Here is a 20,021-nt window from a genome sequence, read left to right on the forward strand (position 1 = left end):
TAACCAAAAATATCATTTCAATGCTTTTCGCAAGATTGTTATCGGATGTAAGGCATCTTTTTGAGTTCCATCTTTTATTTGATGACGACAACTTGTGCCATTTGCAGCTAAGAGTGTATCTACTGAAGCTGCTCGAACTGCAGGAAACAGCGTTTGTTCGCCTACATTCATACTCACTTCATAGTGTTCTTCTTCGTATCCAAACGAACCAGCCATTCCGCAACAACCAGAAGCTATAATTGACGGCTTATAGTTTTTTGGAAGATTCAATATGTCATAAGTACATTTCTGATTCGACAATGATTTTTGATAACAATGCACATGTATTTTAACGTCTTTCACTTCTTCTGTGAATGCTTCCGAAGTAATTTCGCCTGCTTCTATTTCTTTGGCTAAAAATTCCTCTATTAAATACGCATGTTGTGCAATTTGTTTTGCTGCAGCTTTATCATCAGCTAAACGTATGTATTCATCTCTAAACGTTAAAATGGCAGAAGGTTCAATTCCTATTAAAACAGCATTTTCGTTTACTATATCTTTAAATATATTAACATTAGCATTTGCTACTTTTTTCGCTTCCGCTAGAAAACCTTTTGAGATGAACGTTCGTCCACTTTCTTCATGCTTTACATACTTAATTTCGTATCCTAAAGAGGATAAAACAATTAATGCATCTTGACCAATTTCAGATTCTAAATAGTTCGTAAATTCATCACTAAAAATATATACTTTTTTAGTTTTTGAAACATTACTATTTAATTGATTTAATGATTTTTGAATTATCTTATTTAAAGTTTTACTTGAATTAATTGGTAATATACGTTCTTGTGCAACTCCAAGTCTTTTTTTAATGATTTTTGATGTAAATCCATTCGTTTTCACAAAGTTTGAAAGTCCTGAAAAGTTACTTGCCAATTTGTTTGATCTTGTTGAAAATGCAAACATTTTATCACGAAACGTAGGCTTGTTTGATTTGTAATATTGGTGTAAAAATTCTGCCTTTAAGGCGGCAGCATCTACATTACTTGGACATTCACTCGCACACGCTTTACAGCTTAAACACAAGTCAAAAACTTCTTTTAATTCTGGATGATCAAATTTGTTTTCCTTATCGGATTGCGTCAAGAATTCACGCAATGCATTTGCTCTTGCGCGTGTTGTATCTTTTTCATCTTTTGTTGCTCGGTAACTTGGACACATCGTTCCGGAGAACGAAGCAGATTTTCTACAATCACCAGAACCATTACATTTTTCGGCAGCTCGTAAAATTCCTTCATTATCCGAGAAATCAAAAATTGTTTCTATTTCTGGCTCTTCTCTATCTATTTCATAACGTAAAGACGTATCCATCTTTGCTGCATCTACAATTTTCCCAGGATTAAATATATTATTCGGATCAAATACATGTTTTACTTCTTTCAGTAATTCATAGTTCTTCTCTCCTATCATAATCGGAATAAACTCAGCGCGCACAATTCCGTCACCATGTTCTCCACTAAACGAACCTTTGTATTTTTTAACCAATTTGGCAACATCATGCGTTATTTTTCTAAATAATACAACATCTTCTTTCTTCTTTAAATTCAGAATTGGACGTAAATGCAATTCTCCTGCACCTGCATGTGCATAATACACTGCTTTTTGCTCATATTTCTTCATTAACTCAGAGAATTCAGCAATATACTTTGATAAATCTCCTAACGCAACCGCAGTATCTTCAATACATGCAACCGCTTTTTTATCGCCAATGATATTTCCAAGCAAGCCTAAACCTGCTTTGCGCAATTCCATCGCTTTGCTAATTTCACCACCTTGTAGTATTGGATAATGATAACTTTTCCCTTCTTGTTGCAACGAAGTGATTAATGCTTTTGTTTGTTCAACTAAGTCATTTTGGTCTGTTGCACGTAATTCTAGTAATAAAATTGCTTGTGGATCTCCTTTTACAAAGAATCTATTTTTGGCTTGCGCCAGATTTGACTTTGTACAATCTAAAATGATTTTATCCATCATTTCACATGTGTACAAATTGTGCTTCATGGTGAGTGAAACTGATTGTAGACAGTCTTCAATGCTTTCGTAGTGCGCAGCAACCACACAATGGTTTTCTGGTGGCAAAACGTCCAATTTGAGCTTTATCTTGGTTGTAAACGCTAGTGTTCCTTCACTTCCTGAAAGCAGTTTACACATATCAAACGTGTTACTTTCTTTGTTGAAAGGTGCAAATTGTAGTAATTCGTCAATCGCATACCCTGTATTTCGTCTGTGAATTTCAGCTTTAGGAAACTCTATGCGTATTCGAGCTTGATTGTTTGAATCACTAAGTGTATCGTATATTTTTTTGTAAATAGAACCTTCTAAAGATTCTTGCGTTCGTTTTGTATGAAATTCGTCTGTAGAAATCGTTTCAAATGTAGCTTCACTTCCATCAGATAATAAGGTTTCTAGTGAAATTACTTTATCGCGTGTTACGCCATATTGAATAGAAGTTGTCCCAGAAGAGTTATTTCCTACCATTCCACCAATCATACAACGATTGGAAGTTGAGGTGTTTGGACCAAAAAATAACCCGAATGGTTTTAAGTATTGGTTTAATTCATCACGAACTACGCCTGGTTCAACAGTAACCGTTTGTTCCGTTTCGTTTATATCTAATATTCTGGTAAAGTGTTTAGAAACATCAACTACAATCCCTTCTCCAACACATTGTCCTGCTAATGAAGTTCCGGCAGTACGTGGAATGAGTGATATATTTTCCTTTGTAGCAAAATCAATCAGTAATTTTAAATCTTGAGTATCTTTAGGATATGCGACTGCTAGTGGTATTCTACGATATACAGAAGCATCTGTAGCATATAATATTTTGTGTAAATCATCATAAAAAAGTGTTCCCGATAAGTTGTTTTTTAAGACTTCTAATTTTGTATTCATGCCACTAATTTGAACGCTAACTTTAATTTTTTTAGCAATATAAACTTATTTTTTTAGTTATAATACTAGAATTAAACTAAGTATAATTATTAAACATAAAGAGATGAAAAAGTTAGTAATTTTAGGTTTATTAGTATTTGGATATACAGCAACAGCTCAAGAAATTTCGGATCATGCAATTGGGTTACGCCTTGGTGGTAATAATGGATTTGGGACTGAAATTTCGTATCAACTCGGATTAAGTAATACAAATCGACTAGAGTTAGATTTAGGTTGGAAAGATAGCGACGATTATGACGCATACAAGTTAACAGGATTGTATCAATGGGTTTGGAATATTGACGGAGGTTTTAATTGGTATGCTGGCGGTGGCGGCGGATTAGGAAGCTGGAATAGTAATAGAGGCGCAACAAATGATGGTTTTTATGCGTTTGTAGCTGGTGATGTTGGTATTGAATATAATTTTGATTTTCCACTACTACTTTCGTTAGATTTTAGACCAGAAATCGGGTTTGTAAAAGGATTTAATAATGATCTTGATTTTGACTTAGCTTTAGGCGTGCGTTATCAGTTTTAAGAATATATATATTATTACACTATTCTAACTAATGAAAATAGTTACCTCAAAATATTTTCATTAGTTAGTTTTATTAACTGCTTCCTTTTATATTTTCTTTTCCGAATTCGTTATCAAAATTCCGCTATGAAAGTTATTGTAACCAATCCTTTTTTTTGAGTTCGTATTGTCTATCAATACAATTATCCCTTTCGTTAAAAAACTCCTTTACAACTGTCATAAACTTATCTAAAATCTTTACAGAAGCCAAATTCGCAATATTTACGTCAGCAGTAACGATGTCTGTTTTCATCACATTGAAATAATATTCCAACATTCCTTTAGTTGTTTCCGTTCCGTATCCTTTTCCCCAATAATCAGCTCTAAAGCGATATCCTAATTCATTTCCATTATCATCATTTAATAAAAATAAAGCTAGTCCAATCATTTCAATTCCGTCTTTTTCATAGATTCCACAAGCACATTTTTTTTCATTTAAATCGCTTAACTCAAAATTTAAACTTTTATTAAATCTTTCCGTTATTTGACTTTCCGTAAACGCCTCTTGAGGAATTGGTTCTAAAACTCTTGGATCTGTAAAGAGTTCAGCGAAATACTTTCTGTCTTCAACTCCTAGACGTCTTATGATTAATCTTTCGGTTTCAAATAGTATCATTTTTTAGTTTGCGCGTTTTTTAATTCATTAATTCTATTTGAAATTTTGTTGCGCTGAATGCCATTTCTAAACCTCTGAGATTCGATTCAGATGTATTGGTTTCAAATAATTCATTCAAATATTCGGTTTGTTTGGCTACATTCTCCTTGTCTCTTTGGAAAATTTGATATTTCAAAAGAATTAAATTTGTCATTATAGTATCTGATATACTCAAATCACTTTCTTTTAACGCTTCATCAATCGTAGTTTTTATCTTAGTATCATTCGCTGATAATTCATCAAATAGATACGCATTTGCTAAGTCGGACTTAGTCATATTGGAATAATCATTTTGATCAGACATATCTTTTCTATACGTCATTTTGTTGTTGTTTAGGAAATACCACCTTGTATAAGAATCATTCTCCATTTTTATTTCTTTTTCAAACTTTCTTTTTTTCGTACTCCAGTTTGTAAATGCAATCAAAAGCTCAGTTTCGTCATCTTTCTTTAATATTGCCATTTTGATTAAATAATTTCGTTTACCAGGTTTTTCAATTTCTATTTCCAATGGAGTTTCTACTGAAACATATTTTTTTATTGCTTTTAGTATTTTAGAAACATCTGCTGAACTAGCATCTGGAAATAAATTTTCTCTCAGGAATAAATCGATATACAGATAATGAGTCAAATAGAAATCATCTGCTTTTAGATAATTTGACTCTTTAAGGTTTTCTGATTTTATTTTTATTTTTTCTGACTGCGCATATCCAATACTTGTGAATATGACTAAAAGTAAAAGTATAACTGTTTTTTTCTGCATTTTTATTGTTTTATGTTGAAAGTTAAAGCTATTACAAGAAATGTATAGTAATTAATAAACGATACATTAGGATTGGTCCTAAGCCAAAAACAAATATTTTATTTTATTCAAATTAGAATTTTATTCTTTGATAATTTTTCCAATATCTTCTTTTAAAGATTTCTCCGTACTTATAACCTCAGACATCATTACTATCATAAATTCCTTTTTATCTTTTCCAGTTTCTTTATAATTTGAATAAATAAAGTCTATTAACTTTTCAGCCTTCATTAGGAGAAGTTCCTTTTGCTCTTCAATATCCGCTAAAGTAGAAACTTTTTCATAATCCATTAGTTCAATTTTTGAATTAGAAATAGCTTTCCAAGAGTTAATTCTTATTTTCGGAATATAAATTCCTCTCGCTTTGTTTATGATCTTGTCTAATGAAACTTCATTGTCTTTTAAATAAAAATTAAGAGAGTCAATTAAGGTCATTTGCTGAACTAATTTTTTGTCTATATCCTTATGAGATTCGGTCAATTCGTTTTTGATAGATGTTGATATTTGATCAATGTAGTTTTTATCTTTTCTATCTTCATTCCAATTGTTGATATACAATGCGACTAAAATACCAACTATGATTGGAACGATCTCTTTGAAAAATGCTTTGATAATCTTTTTCATTTAATACAATGGGTATTTTTTTAGCTTGTTGCTAACATAAGTATATACAGAATTCTATATATTTCTACTATAACAAAACCTCGTTCTTATAAAAATTTAGTTATCGATTAAAACTAAAAGAATCTTTATCAATTTCAAAAAAATATGTGCGTTTTTTAACGGAGAATAGATAGTACACAACGGAAAAAGAGTTCTTTACCTATAATTTTACGTTGTTTTTCATATCCAACTAGTGTAATTATATACATTTAGTTAAATTTGCGACTTAACTTTTTAAATTTATTCTATTAAAATGTATACAAACATGAAAAAAGTATTTTTTATCGCATGTATTGCTAGTACGTTCTTATTTACATCTTGTGATAACAAACAAGAGGAAAGCGGAGATAATTCATATGCAATCGAAACGTCTATCAATGGTATTCCTGATGGTATCCGTGCATTTTTAAAAGTACAGAATGATAAAGGACAACCAATTGCAAAAGATACTGCTATTGTTCAGAATGGAAAGTTTACTTTTTATGGTACATCAGAGGTTCCACAAATGGGATTCATTTATGTAAATGGTGCACAAGGAAATATAAACCTTATTTTAGAAAAGGGAAATATGAAAATTGATGCTGACAAAAACACTTTGATGAAAGCTAAGGTTACAGGCGGAAAACACAATCAAGAATACACTGATTTTGTAACAAGCTCTGAAGCACTTTCTGTGAAAATTAAATCGATAAATCAACGATATGCAGCTGCTGCAAAAGCAAAAGACTCTACTTCAGTTGTTACTTTAAAACAACAAGCAAAAGATTTAGAGGAAGAAGGAACAAACTATCAGAAAAACTATATAAAAGATCATCCAGGTTCTTTTATCTCTCTTCAATTGGCAAATCGTATGCTAACTTACAAAGTGATGCCTGTTAAAGAAGCAAAAGCTTTTTATGACAAGCTTCCTGAGAACATGAAGAAAACAAGAGTTGCGAAACAAATGAATTTAAAAATTCTTGAATTATCAAGAGCTGCTATTGGATCTGTTGCTCCTGATTTTAAAGCGCCAAATCCTGAAGGAGATATCGTTTCATTGTATGACATTAGAGGAAAAGTAACCATTATTGACTTTTGGGCAGCTTGGTGTGGACCTTGTCGTAGAGAAAACCCAAATGTGGTTAAGATTTATAATAAATATCATGCAGACGGATTAGAAATCATTGGAGTTTCGCTTGACGGAAGACAAGGACAAGGAAATGCAAAACAAGATTGGATTAGAGCCATTAAACAAGATGGATTGCCTTGGCATCAAATTTCAAATATTGCAGGATTTAAAGACGGAATTGCCAGAACATTTAATGTACGTTCCATTCCAGCTACGTTTATCTTAAATGAAAAAGGAGAAATTGTTGCTAAAAATTTACGTGGTGCTCAGTTAGAGGCAAAAGTGAAAGAATTACTTGGGAAGTAGTTTATGAATTTTGAATAAAATTACTTTTTAATTTAAAATTTAAAAACTGATTTTCAACGAGTTGCTTTTTTATCTGAAAAAACGCTTATTTTTTATTTGCACGATTCAAAAACAATAGTATATTTGCAACCGATTTGAAACAAAAATCAAACGCTTTTGGGGAGATACTCAAGCGGCCAACGAGGGCAGACTGTAAATCTGCTGACTACGTCTTCGCAGGTTCGAATCCTGCTCTCCCCACAAAAAAAACCGATCAATTTGATCGGTTTTTTTGTTTTATATATTTACAGGCTTTATTTTATTCTTGCAAGGTTTTAATATGCCTTGTTAAGGCTTCTCCAACTTCCTTATGCCCTTTTTTATTCCAGTGAGCATCTTCATCAAAATACGAAGATTCGCTTAATACAGGTATTGGATTGAGGAAATCAATATTTCGCTTCGTTAGTTCTGCCTGAATAACTTTGTACACATTATCACCTTCAATGACTTCTTTGATTTTATCTTTTAATTCAGGATGAATGTGTGGGTTTTTCTTTGAGAAGAAATAATTCTGAGGAATCAACAATACTGTTAGTGTTCCGCCGCGTTCCGAAATCATATTGTCCAATTCTTGCAAAGCGACAATTCCTCTGTTATTTTCTAAACTTTCTTTTCCAGTTTCCAACGCAACACTGTTTGGTACATTTGGCAATAAGCTTTCAAATAATATTTCTCTGTAATGTGAACGATTGACCATTTTCACTACTAATTTTGTAAAATAACTGTACTTAATCAGTTTGTTTATTGGAAAAATATACAATTTTGGTGCATTATAGATAGAACCTTCTTCCGAAATCATTCGCATTGGAATTTCCAAATTATTCGTTTCTCTATCGTAATTTGTTTCTTGGATGTCTGAAGCTAAATCATTTCCAATGTACATTCCGACAACGACATGTTTTGCTTTTAAATCTTTATTATTCCTAATAAAGTATTCATAGTGTTCTGGCTGAAAACCGCTTAAATACGCATAATTCGCCACTTTATAGTTTTGTAATGAATCTGCTAATACATTTGAATATCGTTCTTCTACTTCTACGCCATGTCCAAACGTAAATGAATCACCAAAGAAAGCAATATCTACTTCATTGTTTTCAAGTGTTTCCTTGTCTCGTAATCCTTTTTCATTCGTTTTTACAGAAACATTAAACTCTCTGTATGCCCAACGTGATTCATAGTTTTCTTTTACAGGAACAACCGCATTTTTTAATGGTTTTATTTCGCCTTCCTCGTTTTGCTTTTTATAAATTGTTAACGGAATCTGTGTGTATAAAGAAGTGGTTTCCGTATTTTTTGTACTTGAAGATGAAGTTACTCGCAATACAATATAAGAACCAATTTCTAGGAATATCAATGTGATTACTAAGATGATGAAATACTTTTTTAGATTTTGTAAAAACTTCTTCATGCTTCTTATTGTTTAAATTTTCCCTGTTTTAATCATTACAAATAACGCAATAATTGGCAAAGCCATTGCAATAACGATAAATGTATCTGTATGAAGTATGCTATTTCTAAGTGCTAATGTTATGACAAATCCTGCGACAGCGCCACCAAAATGTGCATCATGACCAATATTTCCGAGTTGTTTTTTCATACCATAGATAGAAAAAGCCAAATATAAAATTCCGAATATCCATGCTTTTATAGGAATTGGAATAAACATTAATCCTAAACTCATTTGTGGTTCTAATAAAATGGCCGCATATAAAATACCTGTAACAGCGCCACTTGCGCCCAAAGCACTATAATGGTATTCATTTTGATGAAAAAAGAACGATAATAGACTTCCTAATAATAGACTTGCCAAATAGATCAACAAGAAGTTTACTGATCCAAAATTCATGATCACAATATCTGCAAAGAAATACAGTGTTAACATGTTAAAGAATAAGTGTGGCGGATTGGCATGTAAGAAACCAGAAGTAAACATTCGGTAATGTTGTCCGTTTTGGATAGCACCAATATTGAAAATATACTTGTTTCTAAATTCGTAATCATCGAATCCTTTTATTGACACCAATACGTTTGCAATAATGATTCCGATGGTCACAAGTTCTAAATTCATCATAAATAGCCTTTATTAAGTGTCAAATATAGCTATATTTGTCAAAATTTAGTACACATATGCAGCTTATCGCGTTCATTATCATATATCCAATCCTCTGGTTGATTTCTATTCTTCCTTTTCGTTTACTTTACTTGTTTTCTGACTTTTGCTACGTACTTGTGTATCATGTTATTGGTTATAGAAAAAAAGTTGTTCGTGAAAATTTAGCGTTGGTTTTCCCTGAGAAAAGTGATACAGAGCGTTTACAAATTGAAAAGAAGTTTTATAGTCATTTGTGTGATATGTTTCTGGAAATGATAAAGTCACTAACAATTTCAGACGCACAATTACGCAAACGTTTTGTTTTTCCTAATATTGAAGTTTTTAACGAATATGAAAAACAAGGTCAGAGTATCATCTTAGTTTCTGGACATTATGCCAATTGGGAATGGATGAATATTATGGATGAATATGTTTCGCATAAAGGATACGGAGTTTATAAACGCCTTACTAATAAGTATTTTGATAAGCTTATTAGAGATATTCGTGAAAAACGAAATTCTACATTAATTACAACCAAAAACACATTTAAAACGATTAGAAAGAATCAAGATGCCGGTGTTTTAGGTGCGTATTATATGGTTAGTGATCAATCACCAAAACCGTTACCAAATTATTACTGGACTGATTTTATGAATATTACAGTACCTTGTTTTAATGGTTTTGAAGTTTTAGCGCGCAAAGCAAATATGCCTTTTATTTATTTTAAAATAGAAAAAGTAAAACGAGGTCATTACCAAGGTAGTTTTATTTCGTTAACACCAGAAGGTATTAAAAATTATCCTGTAAACGAACCTACTGAATTATTTTTTAGAGAGTTAGAGAAACAAATACGTGAAGTTCCTGAACATTATTATTGGGTTCATAAACGTTGGAAACACAGAGATAAAGTTCCTGCAGAGTATCAAAAGAAAAAGTAGTTACACTACTCTACCTTCTTTTGCAGCTTTAGCGTCTAATGAAGTTCCGATAGCGACTCCAACTGCCAAACCTATTGGTAAACCGAAAACAATGTTTCCAAAAGCAACGCCCCATGGCAATCCAAGTGCCATGCCTAACGCCGTCCAAGTTACCATGTAATAGCCTTTACTTACAAGCTTATGCTTTGAAGTTGCTGTATTTTTAATTTTTGCTTTCTTTTTTGTGAAATTGCGTCGAATTGTTTTGTCTTCAAAACTAGTTTCTGTTGGAATTGCTTTTACAAGTTCATCCATTTGGTTTTGAAATTCTTGTAAGTCATTTGGTGAAGCCGCATGTGTTGCCATTTTTTCAAGCAAACGCTTTAGATACTCTGTTTCTACTTTTTTGTGAAGCGTTTCGTTAAAAGAAGCTGTTTTTTCTTCTATAAAACGAATTGTTTTTTCTTTCCAGATTGTATATGTGGTTTCCATGATGATGTGTTTCGTTGCTACAATAAAATAAGTAGTGTATTTGTCTATTTTGTTACATAAATACACAAATCACATTTTAATAAGTTTTCCGAAAGTAGTTTTGAGGTTTTGTAAAAATAAAAAAAGCCATCCAATTGGACAGCTTTCTTGGTATATTTTTAACAGTATTTACAGATTTGCAATCGCTTTTATTTCATTAATAACGCGTTGTGCTAAATCGTCAGCTTCTTGCTGTGACTGTGCTTCTGTGTATATTCTGATAATTGGTTCTGTATTTGATTTACGTAAATGAACCCAGTTTTCTGGGAAGTCAATTTTTACACCATCAATCGTAGAAACATTTTCATTTTTGTATTTTTCTGCCATTGCTTTTAAAATTCCATCAACATCTAATGCTGGCGTTAATTGAATTTTATTTTTACTCATAAAGTAACTTGGATAGCTATCACGTAATTCACGAACGGTCATTTTCTTTTCTGCCAAATGCGTTAAGAATAAAGCAACTCCAACAAGTGAATCACGTCCGTAATGTGAATCAGGATAAATGATTCCACCATTTCCTTCACCACCAATTACAGCGTTTGTGTCTTTCATCTTTATAACAACATTCACTTCTCCTACTGCACTTGCATTGTAGGTTCCACCATGTTTTTCAGTTACATCACGCAACGCTCTTGAAGATGATAAGTTAGAAACCGTATTTCCTTTTACTTTTCCTAGAACGTAATCTGCGCAAGCTACTAGTGTGTATTCTTCTCCAAACATTTCACCATCATCACATATAAAAGCCAAACGATCTACATCTGGATCAACGACAACTCCAACATCTGCTTTTTCTTTCACAACCAATTCTGAAATGTCCGTTAAGTGTTCTTTTAATGGTTCAGGATTGTGTGGAAATTGTCCGTTTGGTTCACAATACAGTTCAACAACATCAACATTTAAAGCGCGTAATAGTTGTGGAATTGCAATTCCTCCTGTAGAATTTACACCATCAACTACTACTTTAAAGTTCGCTTGTTTTATTGCTTCTGCATCAACCAATGGAAGATTTAATACTTCTTCAATATGTTTTGTAATGTACGTATCGTTTCGTGTTACAGTTCCTAAGTCATCAACATCAGCAAAGTCGAAATCGTCACTTTCTGCAATTTCTAAAATTTGCGCTCCGTCAGCTCCATTCAGGAACTCTCCTTTATGGTTTAGTAATTTTAATGCGTTCCATTGTTTTGGATTGTGACTTGCTGTTAGAATGATTCCTCCATCAGCGTTTTCCAATGGAACAGCAACTTCTACAGTTGGCGTTGTTGATAAATCTAAATCGATTACATCAATTCCTAAACCAACTAATGTATTTACTACTAAACTTTGAATCATTGCTCCAGAAATTCGGGCATCTCTACCTATAACAACTGTAAGCTTTGATTTGTTATATTCTTTTTTCAACCAAGTTCCGTAAGCACTTGCAAATTTTACTGCATCAATTGGTGTTAAATTGTCACCAACATTTCCTCCGATAGTTCCACGAATCCCTGAGATTGATTTGATTAAAGTCATAATTATTTTATCTAAATTTATTTTTTAGTTTTAAAAATGGTTTTTCAAAGTACACATATGAAAAATGTGATACTATAAAAGTTACACCAAACACAAGTGCATACGAAAGTACAACAATTACAATGTTTGGCATGTCAATTTTGGCTACTAATTTAAGTAATACCAGTCCTATTAACTGCATCACTAAGGGATGATACATATATATACCGTATGATATTTTCCCTAAATAATTTAGTGGAGTACTACGTATATTTATTACAGGACTGTAACTTAGGGTCAATATTACAAAACTAAATAATACCATACTTATAAAGTGGTATAAATTTGAGTTAATTCCTTTGATGATATCTGTACAAAAATACAATACAACAAATACTAAAATAGCAATCTTAATATATTTATGTATGTTGTTTCCTAGGTTATATCTTTCATGAAGTACCGCTAACAAACCACCTGCAGAAAAATAAAAGTATAGAAAGTCAAAACGTTGCAAAAATGGAAAAATATTACTCGCAAAAAGAGCAAAGTAGATGAGCGTAAAAATAATAAAGAATTTCACAAAGAATTGCTTTCGCAAAAACAATAACATTGGTGGAATTATTAAATAAAATTGTTCTTCAATTCCAATAGACCATAATATTTCAACAGCTCCGCCTGGATGATACAACTCTGTTCCTACATTGGGTAAGAAAAATGTAAATAATAGCAATGCATTTACTAAGTTATAATCATTCTCATATGGTATTCCTACTAGATTCAACACTACATTATAATACAAAAAACCTGCAATAAGAATTACAAAGTACAACGGATATATTCGCAATATACGCCGCATATAAAATTTCTTGATGTCAATTTTTCCTTTATTATGAACCTCTTTATATAGTAAGCGAATAATTAAAAAACCACTTAACACGAAGAAAACATAGACTGCTTCTATTCCTCTATGAAAAATAATTCCATCATTAAAGTAAGGCAAATCTCGGTTTCTAAAAAACTCAGGAATATGGACAAGCATCACAAGAAGCGCCAATATAAAGCGCAATGGATTTAAATTTGGAAGTGTCAAGTATATTTTTTTTACAAATATAATATTCTTAGAAAGATATTCTTATTAAATTTAACAAATGAACTTCTTAGCACATATTTACCTTTCTCACGACGACGACGATATAAAAATTGGAAATTTTATAGCAGACAGCATTCGCGGGAAAAAATACAAAAATTATCCAACGCAAATTCAACGTGGTATTCTACTGCATAGACACATTGATACGTTTACAGATGCGCATCCAACAGTTCGCCAAAGCACGAAACGCTTACACGAAAACTATAGTCATTATAGCGGCGTTATTGTAGATATATTGTATGATCATTTTTTAGCAAAAAACTGGAAAAAGTACTCAGATGTTCCACTTGAGGTCTATGTGGATGACTTTTATCACTTGTTAGAAGATAATTTTGATACGCTTCCGCTGAATGTACAACGCTTGTTACCACACATGATTCATGACAACTGGTTATTGAGTTATGCTTCTATTGAAGGAATTACAAAGGTTTTAGAAGGAATGAATAGAAGAACACAAAATCGTTCTCGAATGAATTTAGCTGTTGTAGAACTTCAAGAATTTTATGATGAATTTGAAGCAGAGTTCACTTCTTTCTTTGATGAATTGATCAAATTTTCAAAACAAAAACTAATCGAATTATAAAAAATACCTGCATGAAAAACATATTTCTTTTTGGAATCATTAGTCTATTGCTATTTTCTTGTAAAAAAGAACAAACTCAAAAACCTAAAGCAGAAAAAATAGTTGGCGTTGTCTCTGAAAATGCAATGATAGTTTCGGCTCGTGAAGAAGTTTCTAAAATTGGAAATTTGATTCTTAAAAAAGGTGGAAACGCTTTTGACGCTATGGCTGGAATGGAATTAGCCTTAGCAGTTGCCTATCCGTATGCAGGAAGTTTAGGCGGTGGCGGATTTATGGTGTACCGTTTAGAAGATGGAAGTATTGGTTCGTTAGATTTTCGTGAAAAAGCACCGTTAGCAGCTACAAAAGATATGTATTTAGATCCTGAAACGGACGAAGTTATTCCAAATAAAAGTACGCTTGGCGCAATGGCTGTCGGAATACCTGGAAATATTGCTGGAATTTATGCCGCACATGAAAAATTTGGAAAGTTACCAATGGAAGATATCATTACACCTGTAATTGCTTTGGCGAAAAAAGGTGTTGTTGTAACTAAAAAACAACAGGAACGCTTGGAAAACTATCGTGAGCATTTTCTAAAAGTAAACGATTCTAATTTCTTTCTAGCGAAAGCTTGGAAAGCAACTGATACTATTAAACGAATTCAATTAGCAAAAACATTAGAACGTATTAAACAAAATGGGCGTGATGAATTTTACAAAGGTGAATCAGCGCAGGTTTTAGTAGATTTTATGCAGAAATCTGGTGGAATCATGACAATGGAAGATTTGGCAAAATATGAAGTTAAATGGAGAACGCCAATTACATTTACATACGATGATTTACGCGTCATTTCAATGTCACCACCATCAAGCGGTGGCGTTTGCTTAGCAGAGATTATGAAAGCTGTTGAACCATATGACTTGGACAAATTTGGACACAATACTACAAAGTCTATTCAATTACTTACAGAAGCAGAACGACGTGCGTATGCAGATAGAAGTCACTTTTTGGGTGACCCGGATTTTGTGACAATTCCCATAGAAACATTAGTAAGTGAAAAATATATAAACGAACGTATGCAATCATTTTCCTTTGAGAAAGCAACACCTTCTTCGGAAGTTTCACATGGAAATATTGAGATTGTAGAAAGTGACGAAACGACGCACTACTCTATTATTGATCAGTTTGGGAATGCAGTTTCAGTAACTACAACTATTAATGGTGCGTTTGGTTCAAAGTTATTTTGTGAAGAATTAGGTTTCTTTTTGAATAATGAAATGGACGATTTTAGTGCAAAACCTGGCGTTCCAAATATGTTCGGATTGATTGGCGCAAAAGCAAATAATATTGCACCCGAAAAACGCATGTTAAGCTCCATGACGCCAACTATTGTAGAAAAAGATGGAAAACTGTATATGGTTGTTGGAACACCTGGTGGATCTACAATTATCACTTCTGTTTTACAAACTATTTTAAATGTGCATGAATATGACATGGGCATGCAAGAAGCCATAAATCAGCCACGCTTTCACCATCAATGGTTGCCTGATACTGTAAAGATGGAACCGAAAGGTTTTAGTGATGAACTTAAAGCTGAATTGACCAAACTTGGCTATACAATTGATGCTACAAACAGTCCTGTTATTGGTAAAGTAGAAGGGATTTTGGTTTTACCAGATGGAAAGTTAGAAGGTGGCGCAGATCCACGTGGTGATGATAAAGCAGTTGGTTTTTAGGTCTTGGGTCACTTTGCTTTTAGGTCTTGGGTTTTGGAATTTTTAAATGTAAAATTATTTTAGTTCTCAATACTAACTACTAATATCTCAATACTGTTTTCGTTATGGAATTCGTAATTAAATTACAAGAAGCTTTTAAGGCAAACGCCAATTTGGACAACCAAAAACAAATGGAAGCTTATATGCGAAATTTGTTTCTTTATCATGGGATTAAAGCACCAATTCGGAAGCAATTGACCAAAGAACTTCTACCCGATTATAAATCATTTTTACAAGAAAATATTCGAGCAGTTGTGACAAAGTTGTATAATTTACCTCAGCGTGAATATCATTATACAGCAATGGAATTGTATCAGAAGTTTTCTAACAAAAAGTATGAGTTAAAAGATGGACGCTTTATAACACGTATGATTACCACACATTCTTGGTGGGATTCTGTAGATTTTTTAGCAAAACATGTTTTTGGAAAGTATTTGTTACAGTTTCCTGAACAGAAACGAAAAATGCTCGATTATTATTCTGAAAGTGAGAATATGTGGTTGAATCGCTCTGCAATTATATATCAACTGAGTTATAAAGGCGAAACTGACGAAGCAGAATTATTCAAGCAGTGTAGGTTACACAAAGAATCTGAGGAGTTTTTTATTCAAAAAGCAATTGGTTGGGCGTTGCGCGAATATGGAAAAGTTCAGCCTGAAGCTGTATTAGATTTTGTAAAAAGCACAAAATTGAAGGAATTGAGTGAACGTGAAGCTATTCGGAGGTTGATTTAAGTGAATTACCATTTAAAACTATTCTCGATACACTAAATCATAGATTTAGCACTCGAACTGACGTTTTGAAATTGAATGATCGAAAGTTAAATACCTGATTCTTACTATTAAAATTTCAAAACTAAAAAAGGCTAACATTACTGCTAGCCTTTTCAGGTTTCAACTTTACTAACTAACCAATAAGAGTTTTACATTTTTATAACTTTCTCAGTATTGATACCTTTTTCAGTACTTATTTTGATAAAATAAATTCCTGGAGCTTGGTTCGCTATATTAACATTCACTTGTTTTGAGTTGTATTTTTCTTGCTTCACAATTCGTCCTTGTATATCATAAAGTTCAATATTTTTAATAGGATTATCAGCAGTTATGTATATGTTATCTTTTGTTGGATTTGGATACATTGTAATGCTTCTATCTCCTCCAAACTCTGGATTACTTAAGGTAGCAAATGTAGTTTGCGCATTGTTGGTTTCGATTGGGAAATTGTAATCAAAGAATATGTCAGCGTTTTTTGTTACAAAGTCTTGTGGTTGAAGACTTAATTGTGTTGGTATTTTCAGTAAAATATTTCCATGTCCACCAGACGCTAAATATATCGATTGGAAGATTATTTTCACAATATTATCAGCAATTGAAACTTGAGCATTGTGTGAACTACTTAATAGATATAGAGCATTTATATCATATTGATTTGGATCAATTTCTATTTCAATGACTATATTTTCAGCTGGAAAATTTCCTGTATTTTCAAAATTAACAACATAATGTAAAAAACTTCCTATTTCACTTGGATCAACTACATCACCTTCAATACATATAATATTATTAGGATCAAACGCTCCAACCACAGTTTGATTAAAATTAAACACATTATCATTAGGTAAATCATCGCCAGCAACAGGATTTACAGTTGCTGTAAAGTTGAGTTGATCATCTATGTTTACGGCTGGCGTATCCGTAGGTGCATTCACGCTAAGTGTAACATAGATACTTCTACTCTCAAAAGGCATTAAATTGTTGTAATCCCACGTTAACTGTCCAACCGTTTGTGATGTTGTCGTTTGCGTACTTGTTAAAAAGTCAAGAACTGTATCGTCATATTGAAAACTTAAGTTTCCCGATAGTGTTTGGTTTCCTTTGTTTTTATAGGTTAATAAATATTGCGCATCAAATCCTGGTCGTGCTGGAAAGATTGGCGCAATTACGATTTCCACATCATTATGAATACCATTTGCAGTAATGCAAAAGTCCTCAATTTGAATGTTATTGTTGTTGTCTGGAAAATTGATCGTTGCATCTATTGGCGTTATATTAAAAAATGAAGGATTTTCTAACGATGGTGTAATTGTAAAGTTTCCATCTTCTGTATAAAACGTATACTCGCCATCGGTATTTGTATATGCTGCTCCTGTATCAGTTCCATCATCTATATTAATTCTCACAAAAGGAAAATCAGCATCATTAGTATCACAACCATTATTATCACCATCATATGTTATATTTCCTGTAATCGTATTATAATCGCCTCCAGGCGTAAAAGAACAGTATTCAGTTATAACAACCGAATTAGTCACTTCATTATCTAGTAGATTCGCAAAATTAGAATTAACTTGATCAATACATACAGCTTCTAAACTAGGTAAGTTAAGAAAATTATCTTCAGCAGAATAGAAAGTATTTTCCCCGTTCTTCATATTGATAAATACTAGATTTGGGTTGTTACTAAAATTAAATATTTGTAATGTAGAAATAAAACTCACATCTATTTGAGTGAATAAATTCCCAAAAACATGTAAATCACTCAAATTTAGATTATTGGATAAATCAATATCGGTTAATTGGTTATCTCCAATTGATATGCCTAACAATGCTGTATTTGTTGTTACGTCTATTGTTGTTAATTGATTATTAAATAGTCCTATATTTGTCAAACTTACAGCTCCATTTAGGTTAACATTTATTAGTTGGTTTGATTCAGCAAATATGGTTTCTAAATTTGGATTATTACTAGCATCAATCGTGGTAATATTATTAGATTCTACATTTAAATAATTAAGATTTGGAAGTCCACTTATATCTATGGAAGTTAACTGGTTGTTAGGGAGATTTATTGATTCTAATTGGGAAATATTTGACAAATTGATAGAAGATAACATACCTTGATAACCTGATATATTGGTTAATGAAGTATTATTACTCAAATCTAAACTCGTAATTAATCCATCATCAAATTTAAGCGTCTGTAGGTTGATATTATTACTCAAATCTAAGCTTGTAATCTGAGTTCTACTTACATATAAAAGGTTTAATACTGTATTGTTACTTAAATTAACAGTTGATATTTGATTGTCATCAATGGTTAGATCAGTCAAAGCAGTATTTGAGTCAACATTAATAGTTGTTAACTGATTATGAGATACATATAACTTTTCTAAATTCAAATTTGCGGAAACATCAATACTTGTTAACATGTTATTGGTTAAACCCAATACTTCTAAATTTGACAGGTTACTTACATCTACACTACTAAGTTGATTATTAAATACTCTGAGTTCCCTCAAATTAATAAAAGCTTCAATTCCTGTTAAATCAGTTATACTTTCAAAAGAAATATTTAAAGTTATTTCTCCTTGAGCTTCTGAAACTTGGATTTCGCCATCACCATTAAAATCTACATCATCTTGTATCAATGCATTCTTAAAATTAACATCAGGAATGTTTACAATTTGTGCACTTGCTAGTGAACAGATAAAAAAGGAAAAGAGGAATAGTATATGTTTCATGATTAATTCGGTTTATTAGTATAAATGTACTGCAACAGTTTGTATATTTTTTAGGCTAATTAGTATTTAGCATGTTTGACTTAGAATTCGATTAAATGGTGTTTAATATTTCTTTTAATCGATCTTTTTTACGTTGTGAAATTGGTAAGTTTGATCCATCTTCCATGAGCACATAACCGCCATCACTTTTTATGTAAGCCTTTAAGTATGTTATGTTTATCAAATGACTTTGATGAATTCGCTCAAAGCCATGTTCACTCAATAGCTCATCATATTCTTTGAGTGTTTTTGAGATTAAAACTGGACTTTGATTTTTGATATGGAACTTCGTATAATTGTCTTGACTTTCGCAACGAATAATATTTCCTATTTCATATAAATGAATTCCATTAGAAGTTGATAAAGCAATTCGTTTGAATGTATCTACTTTTTTACTGATGTTTTCGAGTAATAAATCGATATTTGAAAAGTTGGGTTTACTTTCTAAGTTGTTTTTAATTTTAGTGATGACTTGTTGTAATTCGTCTGGATCTACAGGTTTTAGTAAGAAGTCCAATGCAGAGAATCGAAATGCTTTGATAGCATATTTTTCATGCGCTGTGATAAATACAATATTTGCATTTACCTTTCCTTTTATTTTGGTAATATGTTCCAAAATATCGAAACCAGTTCCGTCAGTAAGTTGAATGTCAAGAAAAACAACTTGTGGATTTTTATTTAAAATTTCTGCGACACCATTTTCCACATTATCTGCTTCACCAATGATGGTAATTTCTGGAGCATAAAGTTTTAGCAAACCTTTCATTCCATTGCGCAAATTGATATCGTCATCTACTATTACTGCTGTTATCATC

General features: G+C 32.1%; 17 protein-coding genes and 1 tRNA gene. 7 read left to right on the forward strand and 11 right to left on the reverse strand.

The window, feature by feature from the left end; all coding sequences use genetic code 11:
* Positions 1 to 12: 12 nt before the first annotated feature.
* A complete protein-coding gene (locus tag ACUUYC_RS20075; RefSeq protein WP_474268744.1) occupies positions 13 to 2,931 on the reverse strand; it encodes an FAD-binding and (Fe-S)-binding domain-containing protein in 2,919 nt (972 codons plus the stop codon).
* 103 nt (positions 2,932 to 3,034) lie between these two features.
* On the opposite strand from ACUUYC_RS20075, the gene ACUUYC_RS20080 reads away from it, so the two are divergent.
* Positions 3,035 to 3,508 carry a hypothetical protein gene (locus tag ACUUYC_RS20080; RefSeq protein WP_474268745.1) on the forward strand — a complete coding sequence of 158 codons (474 nt, stop codon included), beginning with the start codon at positions 3,035 to 3,037 and terminating at the stop codon, positions 3,506 to 3,508.
* A 133-nt stretch (positions 3,509 to 3,641) separates the two neighbouring features.
* Here the strand turns inward: ACUUYC_RS20080 and ACUUYC_RS20085 are convergent, their stop codons facing one another.
* From ACUUYC_RS20085 to ACUUYC_RS20095, 3 genes are all read right to left on the reverse strand, one after another.
* Positions 3,642 to 4,163 carry a GNAT family N-acetyltransferase gene (locus ACUUYC_RS20085; RefSeq protein ID WP_474268747.1) on the reverse strand — a complete coding sequence of 174 codons (522 nt, stop codon included), beginning with the start codon at positions 4,161 to 4,163 and terminating at the stop codon, positions 3,642 to 3,644.
* A gap of 19 nt (positions 4,164 to 4,182) precedes the next feature.
* Complete coding sequence (locus ACUUYC_RS20090) at positions 4,183 to 4,965, reverse strand: hypothetical protein (protein WP_474268749.1); 783 nt, start codon at positions 4,963 to 4,965, stop codon at positions 4,183 to 4,185.
* 120 nt (positions 4,966 to 5,085) lie between these two features.
* Positions 5,086 to 5,628 carry a hypothetical protein gene (locus ACUUYC_RS20095; protein WP_474268751.1) on the reverse strand — a complete coding sequence of 181 codons (543 nt, stop codon included), beginning with the start codon at positions 5,626 to 5,628 and terminating at the stop codon, positions 5,086 to 5,088.
* 304 nt (positions 5,629 to 5,932) lie between these two features.
* Here ACUUYC_RS20095 and ACUUYC_RS20100 point away from each other — a divergent pair, with 304 nt between their 5' ends.
* The gene (locus ACUUYC_RS20100; protein ID WP_474268752.1) at positions 5,933 to 7,081 is read left to right on the forward strand and encodes a redoxin domain-containing protein; all 1,149 of its coding nucleotides are present in this window, start codon (positions 5,933 to 5,935) and stop codon (positions 7,079 to 7,081) included.
* Between the two features lie 158 nt (positions 7,082 to 7,239).
* Positions 7,240 to 7,321: transfer RNA gene (locus ACUUYC_RS20105), tRNA-Tyr, on the forward strand.
* A gap of 58 nt (positions 7,322 to 7,379) precedes the next feature.
* On the opposite strand, the gene ACUUYC_RS20110 is transcribed toward ACUUYC_RS20105, so the two are convergent.
* On the reverse strand, positions 7,380 to 8,528 hold the full coding sequence (locus ACUUYC_RS20110) for an SGNH/GDSL hydrolase family protein (protein WP_474268754.1): 1,149 nt from the start codon (positions 8,526 to 8,528) through the stop codon (positions 7,380 to 7,382).
* 12 nt (positions 8,529 to 8,540) lie between these two features.
* Positions 8,541 to 9,191 carry a rhomboid family intramembrane serine protease gene (locus ACUUYC_RS20115; RefSeq protein WP_474268756.1) on the reverse strand — a complete coding sequence of 217 codons (651 nt, stop codon included), beginning with the start codon at positions 9,189 to 9,191 and terminating at the stop codon, positions 8,541 to 8,543.
* A 56-nt stretch (positions 9,192 to 9,247) separates the two neighbouring features.
* Here ACUUYC_RS20115 and ACUUYC_RS20120 point away from each other — a divergent pair, with 56 nt between their 5' ends.
* On the forward strand, positions 9,248 to 10,150 hold the full coding sequence (locus tag ACUUYC_RS20120; RefSeq protein WP_474268758.1) for a lysophospholipid acyltransferase family protein: 903 nt from the start codon (positions 9,248 to 9,250) through the stop codon (positions 10,148 to 10,150).
* Here the strand turns inward: ACUUYC_RS20120 and ACUUYC_RS20125 are convergent, their stop codons facing one another.
* The 3 genes from ACUUYC_RS20125 to ACUUYC_RS20135 form a co-directional block, all read right to left on the reverse strand.
* On the reverse strand, positions 10,151 to 10,621 hold the full coding sequence (locus ACUUYC_RS20125) for a glycine zipper domain-containing protein (RefSeq protein ID WP_474268759.1): 471 nt from the start codon (positions 10,619 to 10,621) through the stop codon (positions 10,151 to 10,153).
* A gap of 168 nt (positions 10,622 to 10,789) precedes the next feature.
* Positions 10,790 to 12,178 carry a phosphoglucosamine mutase gene (glmM, locus tag ACUUYC_RS20130; protein ID WP_474268760.1) on the reverse strand — a complete coding sequence of 463 codons (1,389 nt, stop codon included), beginning with the start codon at positions 12,176 to 12,178 and terminating at the stop codon, positions 10,790 to 10,792.
* A gap of 7 nt (positions 12,179 to 12,185) precedes the next feature.
* A complete protein-coding gene (locus ACUUYC_RS20135; protein WP_474268761.1) occupies positions 12,186 to 13,247 on the reverse strand; it encodes an acyltransferase family protein in 1,062 nt (353 codons plus the stop codon).
* A gap of 58 nt (positions 13,248 to 13,305) precedes the next feature.
* On the opposite strand from ACUUYC_RS20135, the gene ACUUYC_RS20140 reads away from it, so the two are divergent.
* The 3 genes from ACUUYC_RS20140 to ACUUYC_RS20150 all read left to right on the forward strand — a co-directional run bounded on the left by ACUUYC_RS20140 (position 13,306) and on the right by ACUUYC_RS20150 (position 16,381).
* Positions 13,306 to 13,890, forward strand: coding sequence for an acyl carrier protein phosphodiesterase (locus ACUUYC_RS20140; protein WP_474268763.1), 585 nt, complete (start codon positions 13,306 to 13,308; stop codon positions 13,888 to 13,890).
* 11 nt (positions 13,891 to 13,901) lie between these two features.
* Complete coding sequence (ggt, locus tag ACUUYC_RS20145; protein WP_474268765.1) at positions 13,902 to 15,608, forward strand: gamma-glutamyltransferase; 1,707 nt, start codon at positions 13,902 to 13,904, stop codon at positions 15,606 to 15,608.
* A 104-nt stretch (positions 15,609 to 15,712) separates the two neighbouring features.
* Positions 15,713 to 16,381, forward strand: coding sequence for a DNA alkylation repair protein (locus tag ACUUYC_RS20150; RefSeq protein ID WP_474268766.1), 669 nt, complete (start codon positions 15,713 to 15,715; stop codon positions 16,379 to 16,381).
* Between the two features lie 188 nt (positions 16,382 to 16,569).
* Here the strand turns inward: ACUUYC_RS20150 and ACUUYC_RS20155 are convergent, their stop codons facing one another.
* A complete protein-coding gene (locus tag ACUUYC_RS20155) occupies positions 16,570 to 19,167 on the reverse strand; it encodes a T9SS type A sorting domain-containing protein (protein WP_474268767.1) in 2,598 nt (865 codons plus the stop codon).
* A gap of 91 nt (positions 19,168 to 19,258) precedes the next feature.
* Positions 19,259 to 20,020 (reverse strand): LytR/AlgR family response regulator transcription factor, encoded by a 762-nt coding sequence (locus tag ACUUYC_RS20160; RefSeq protein WP_474268769.1) that lies wholly within the window; start codon positions 20,018 to 20,020, stop codon positions 19,259 to 19,261.
* Position 20,021: the final 1 nt, after the last annotated feature.

This window comes from Kordia sp. E, from assembly GCF_056033805.1.

Coding starts and splice junctions, on each gene's coding strand:
- ACUUYC_RS20085 (WP_474268747.1), bottom strand. CDS start 4,163: ATGATACTATTTGAAACCGAAAGATTAATCATAAGACGTCTAGGAGTT.
- ACUUYC_RS20080 (WP_474268745.1), top strand. CDS start 3,035: ATGAAAAAGTTAGTAATTTTAGGTTTATTAGTATTTGGATATACAGCA.
- ggt (WP_474268765.1), top strand. CDS start 13,902: ATGAAAAACATATTTCTTTTTGGAATCATTAGTCTATTGCTATTTTCT.
- ACUUYC_RS20115 (WP_474268756.1), bottom strand. CDS start 9,191: ATGATGAATTTAGAACTTGTGACCATCGGAATCATTATTGCAAACGTA.
- ACUUYC_RS20090 (WP_474268749.1), bottom strand. CDS start 4,965: ATGCAGAAAAAAACAGTTATACTTTTACTTTTAGTCATATTCACAAGT.
- ACUUYC_RS20100 (WP_474268752.1), top strand. CDS start 5,933: ATGAAAAAAGTATTTTTTATCGCATGTATTGCTAGTACGTTCTTATTT.
- ACUUYC_RS20120 (WP_474268758.1), top strand. CDS start 9,248: ATGCAGCTTATCGCGTTCATTATCATATATCCAATCCTCTGGTTGATT.
- ACUUYC_RS20150 (WP_474268766.1), top strand. CDS start 15,713: ATGGAATTCGTAATTAAATTACAAGAAGCTTTTAAGGCAAACGCCAAT.
- ACUUYC_RS20155 (WP_474268767.1), bottom strand. CDS start 19,167: ATGAAACATATACTATTCCTCTTTTCCTTTTTTATCTGTTCACTAGCA.
- ACUUYC_RS20075 (WP_474268744.1), bottom strand. CDS start 2,931: ATGAATACAAAATTAGAAGTCTTAAAAAACAACTTATCGGGAACACTT.
- ACUUYC_RS20095 (WP_474268751.1), bottom strand. CDS start 5,628: ATGAAAAAGATTATCAAAGCATTTTTCAAAGAGATCGTTCCAATCATA.
- glmM (WP_474268760.1), bottom strand. CDS start 12,178: ATGACTTTAATCAAATCAATCTCAGGGATTCGTGGAACTATCGGAGGA.
- ACUUYC_RS20140 (WP_474268763.1), top strand. CDS start 13,306: ATGAACTTCTTAGCACATATTTACCTTTCTCACGACGACGACGATATA.
- ACUUYC_RS20160 (WP_474268769.1), bottom strand. CDS start 20,020: ATGATAACAGCAGTAATAGTAGATGACGATATCAATTTGCGCAATGGA.
- ACUUYC_RS20125 (WP_474268759.1), bottom strand. CDS start 10,621: ATGGAAACCACATATACAATCTGGAAAGAAAAAACAATTCGTTTTATA.
- ACUUYC_RS20110 (WP_474268754.1), bottom strand. CDS start 8,528: ATGAAGAAGTTTTTACAAAATCTAAAAAAGTATTTCATCATCTTAGTA.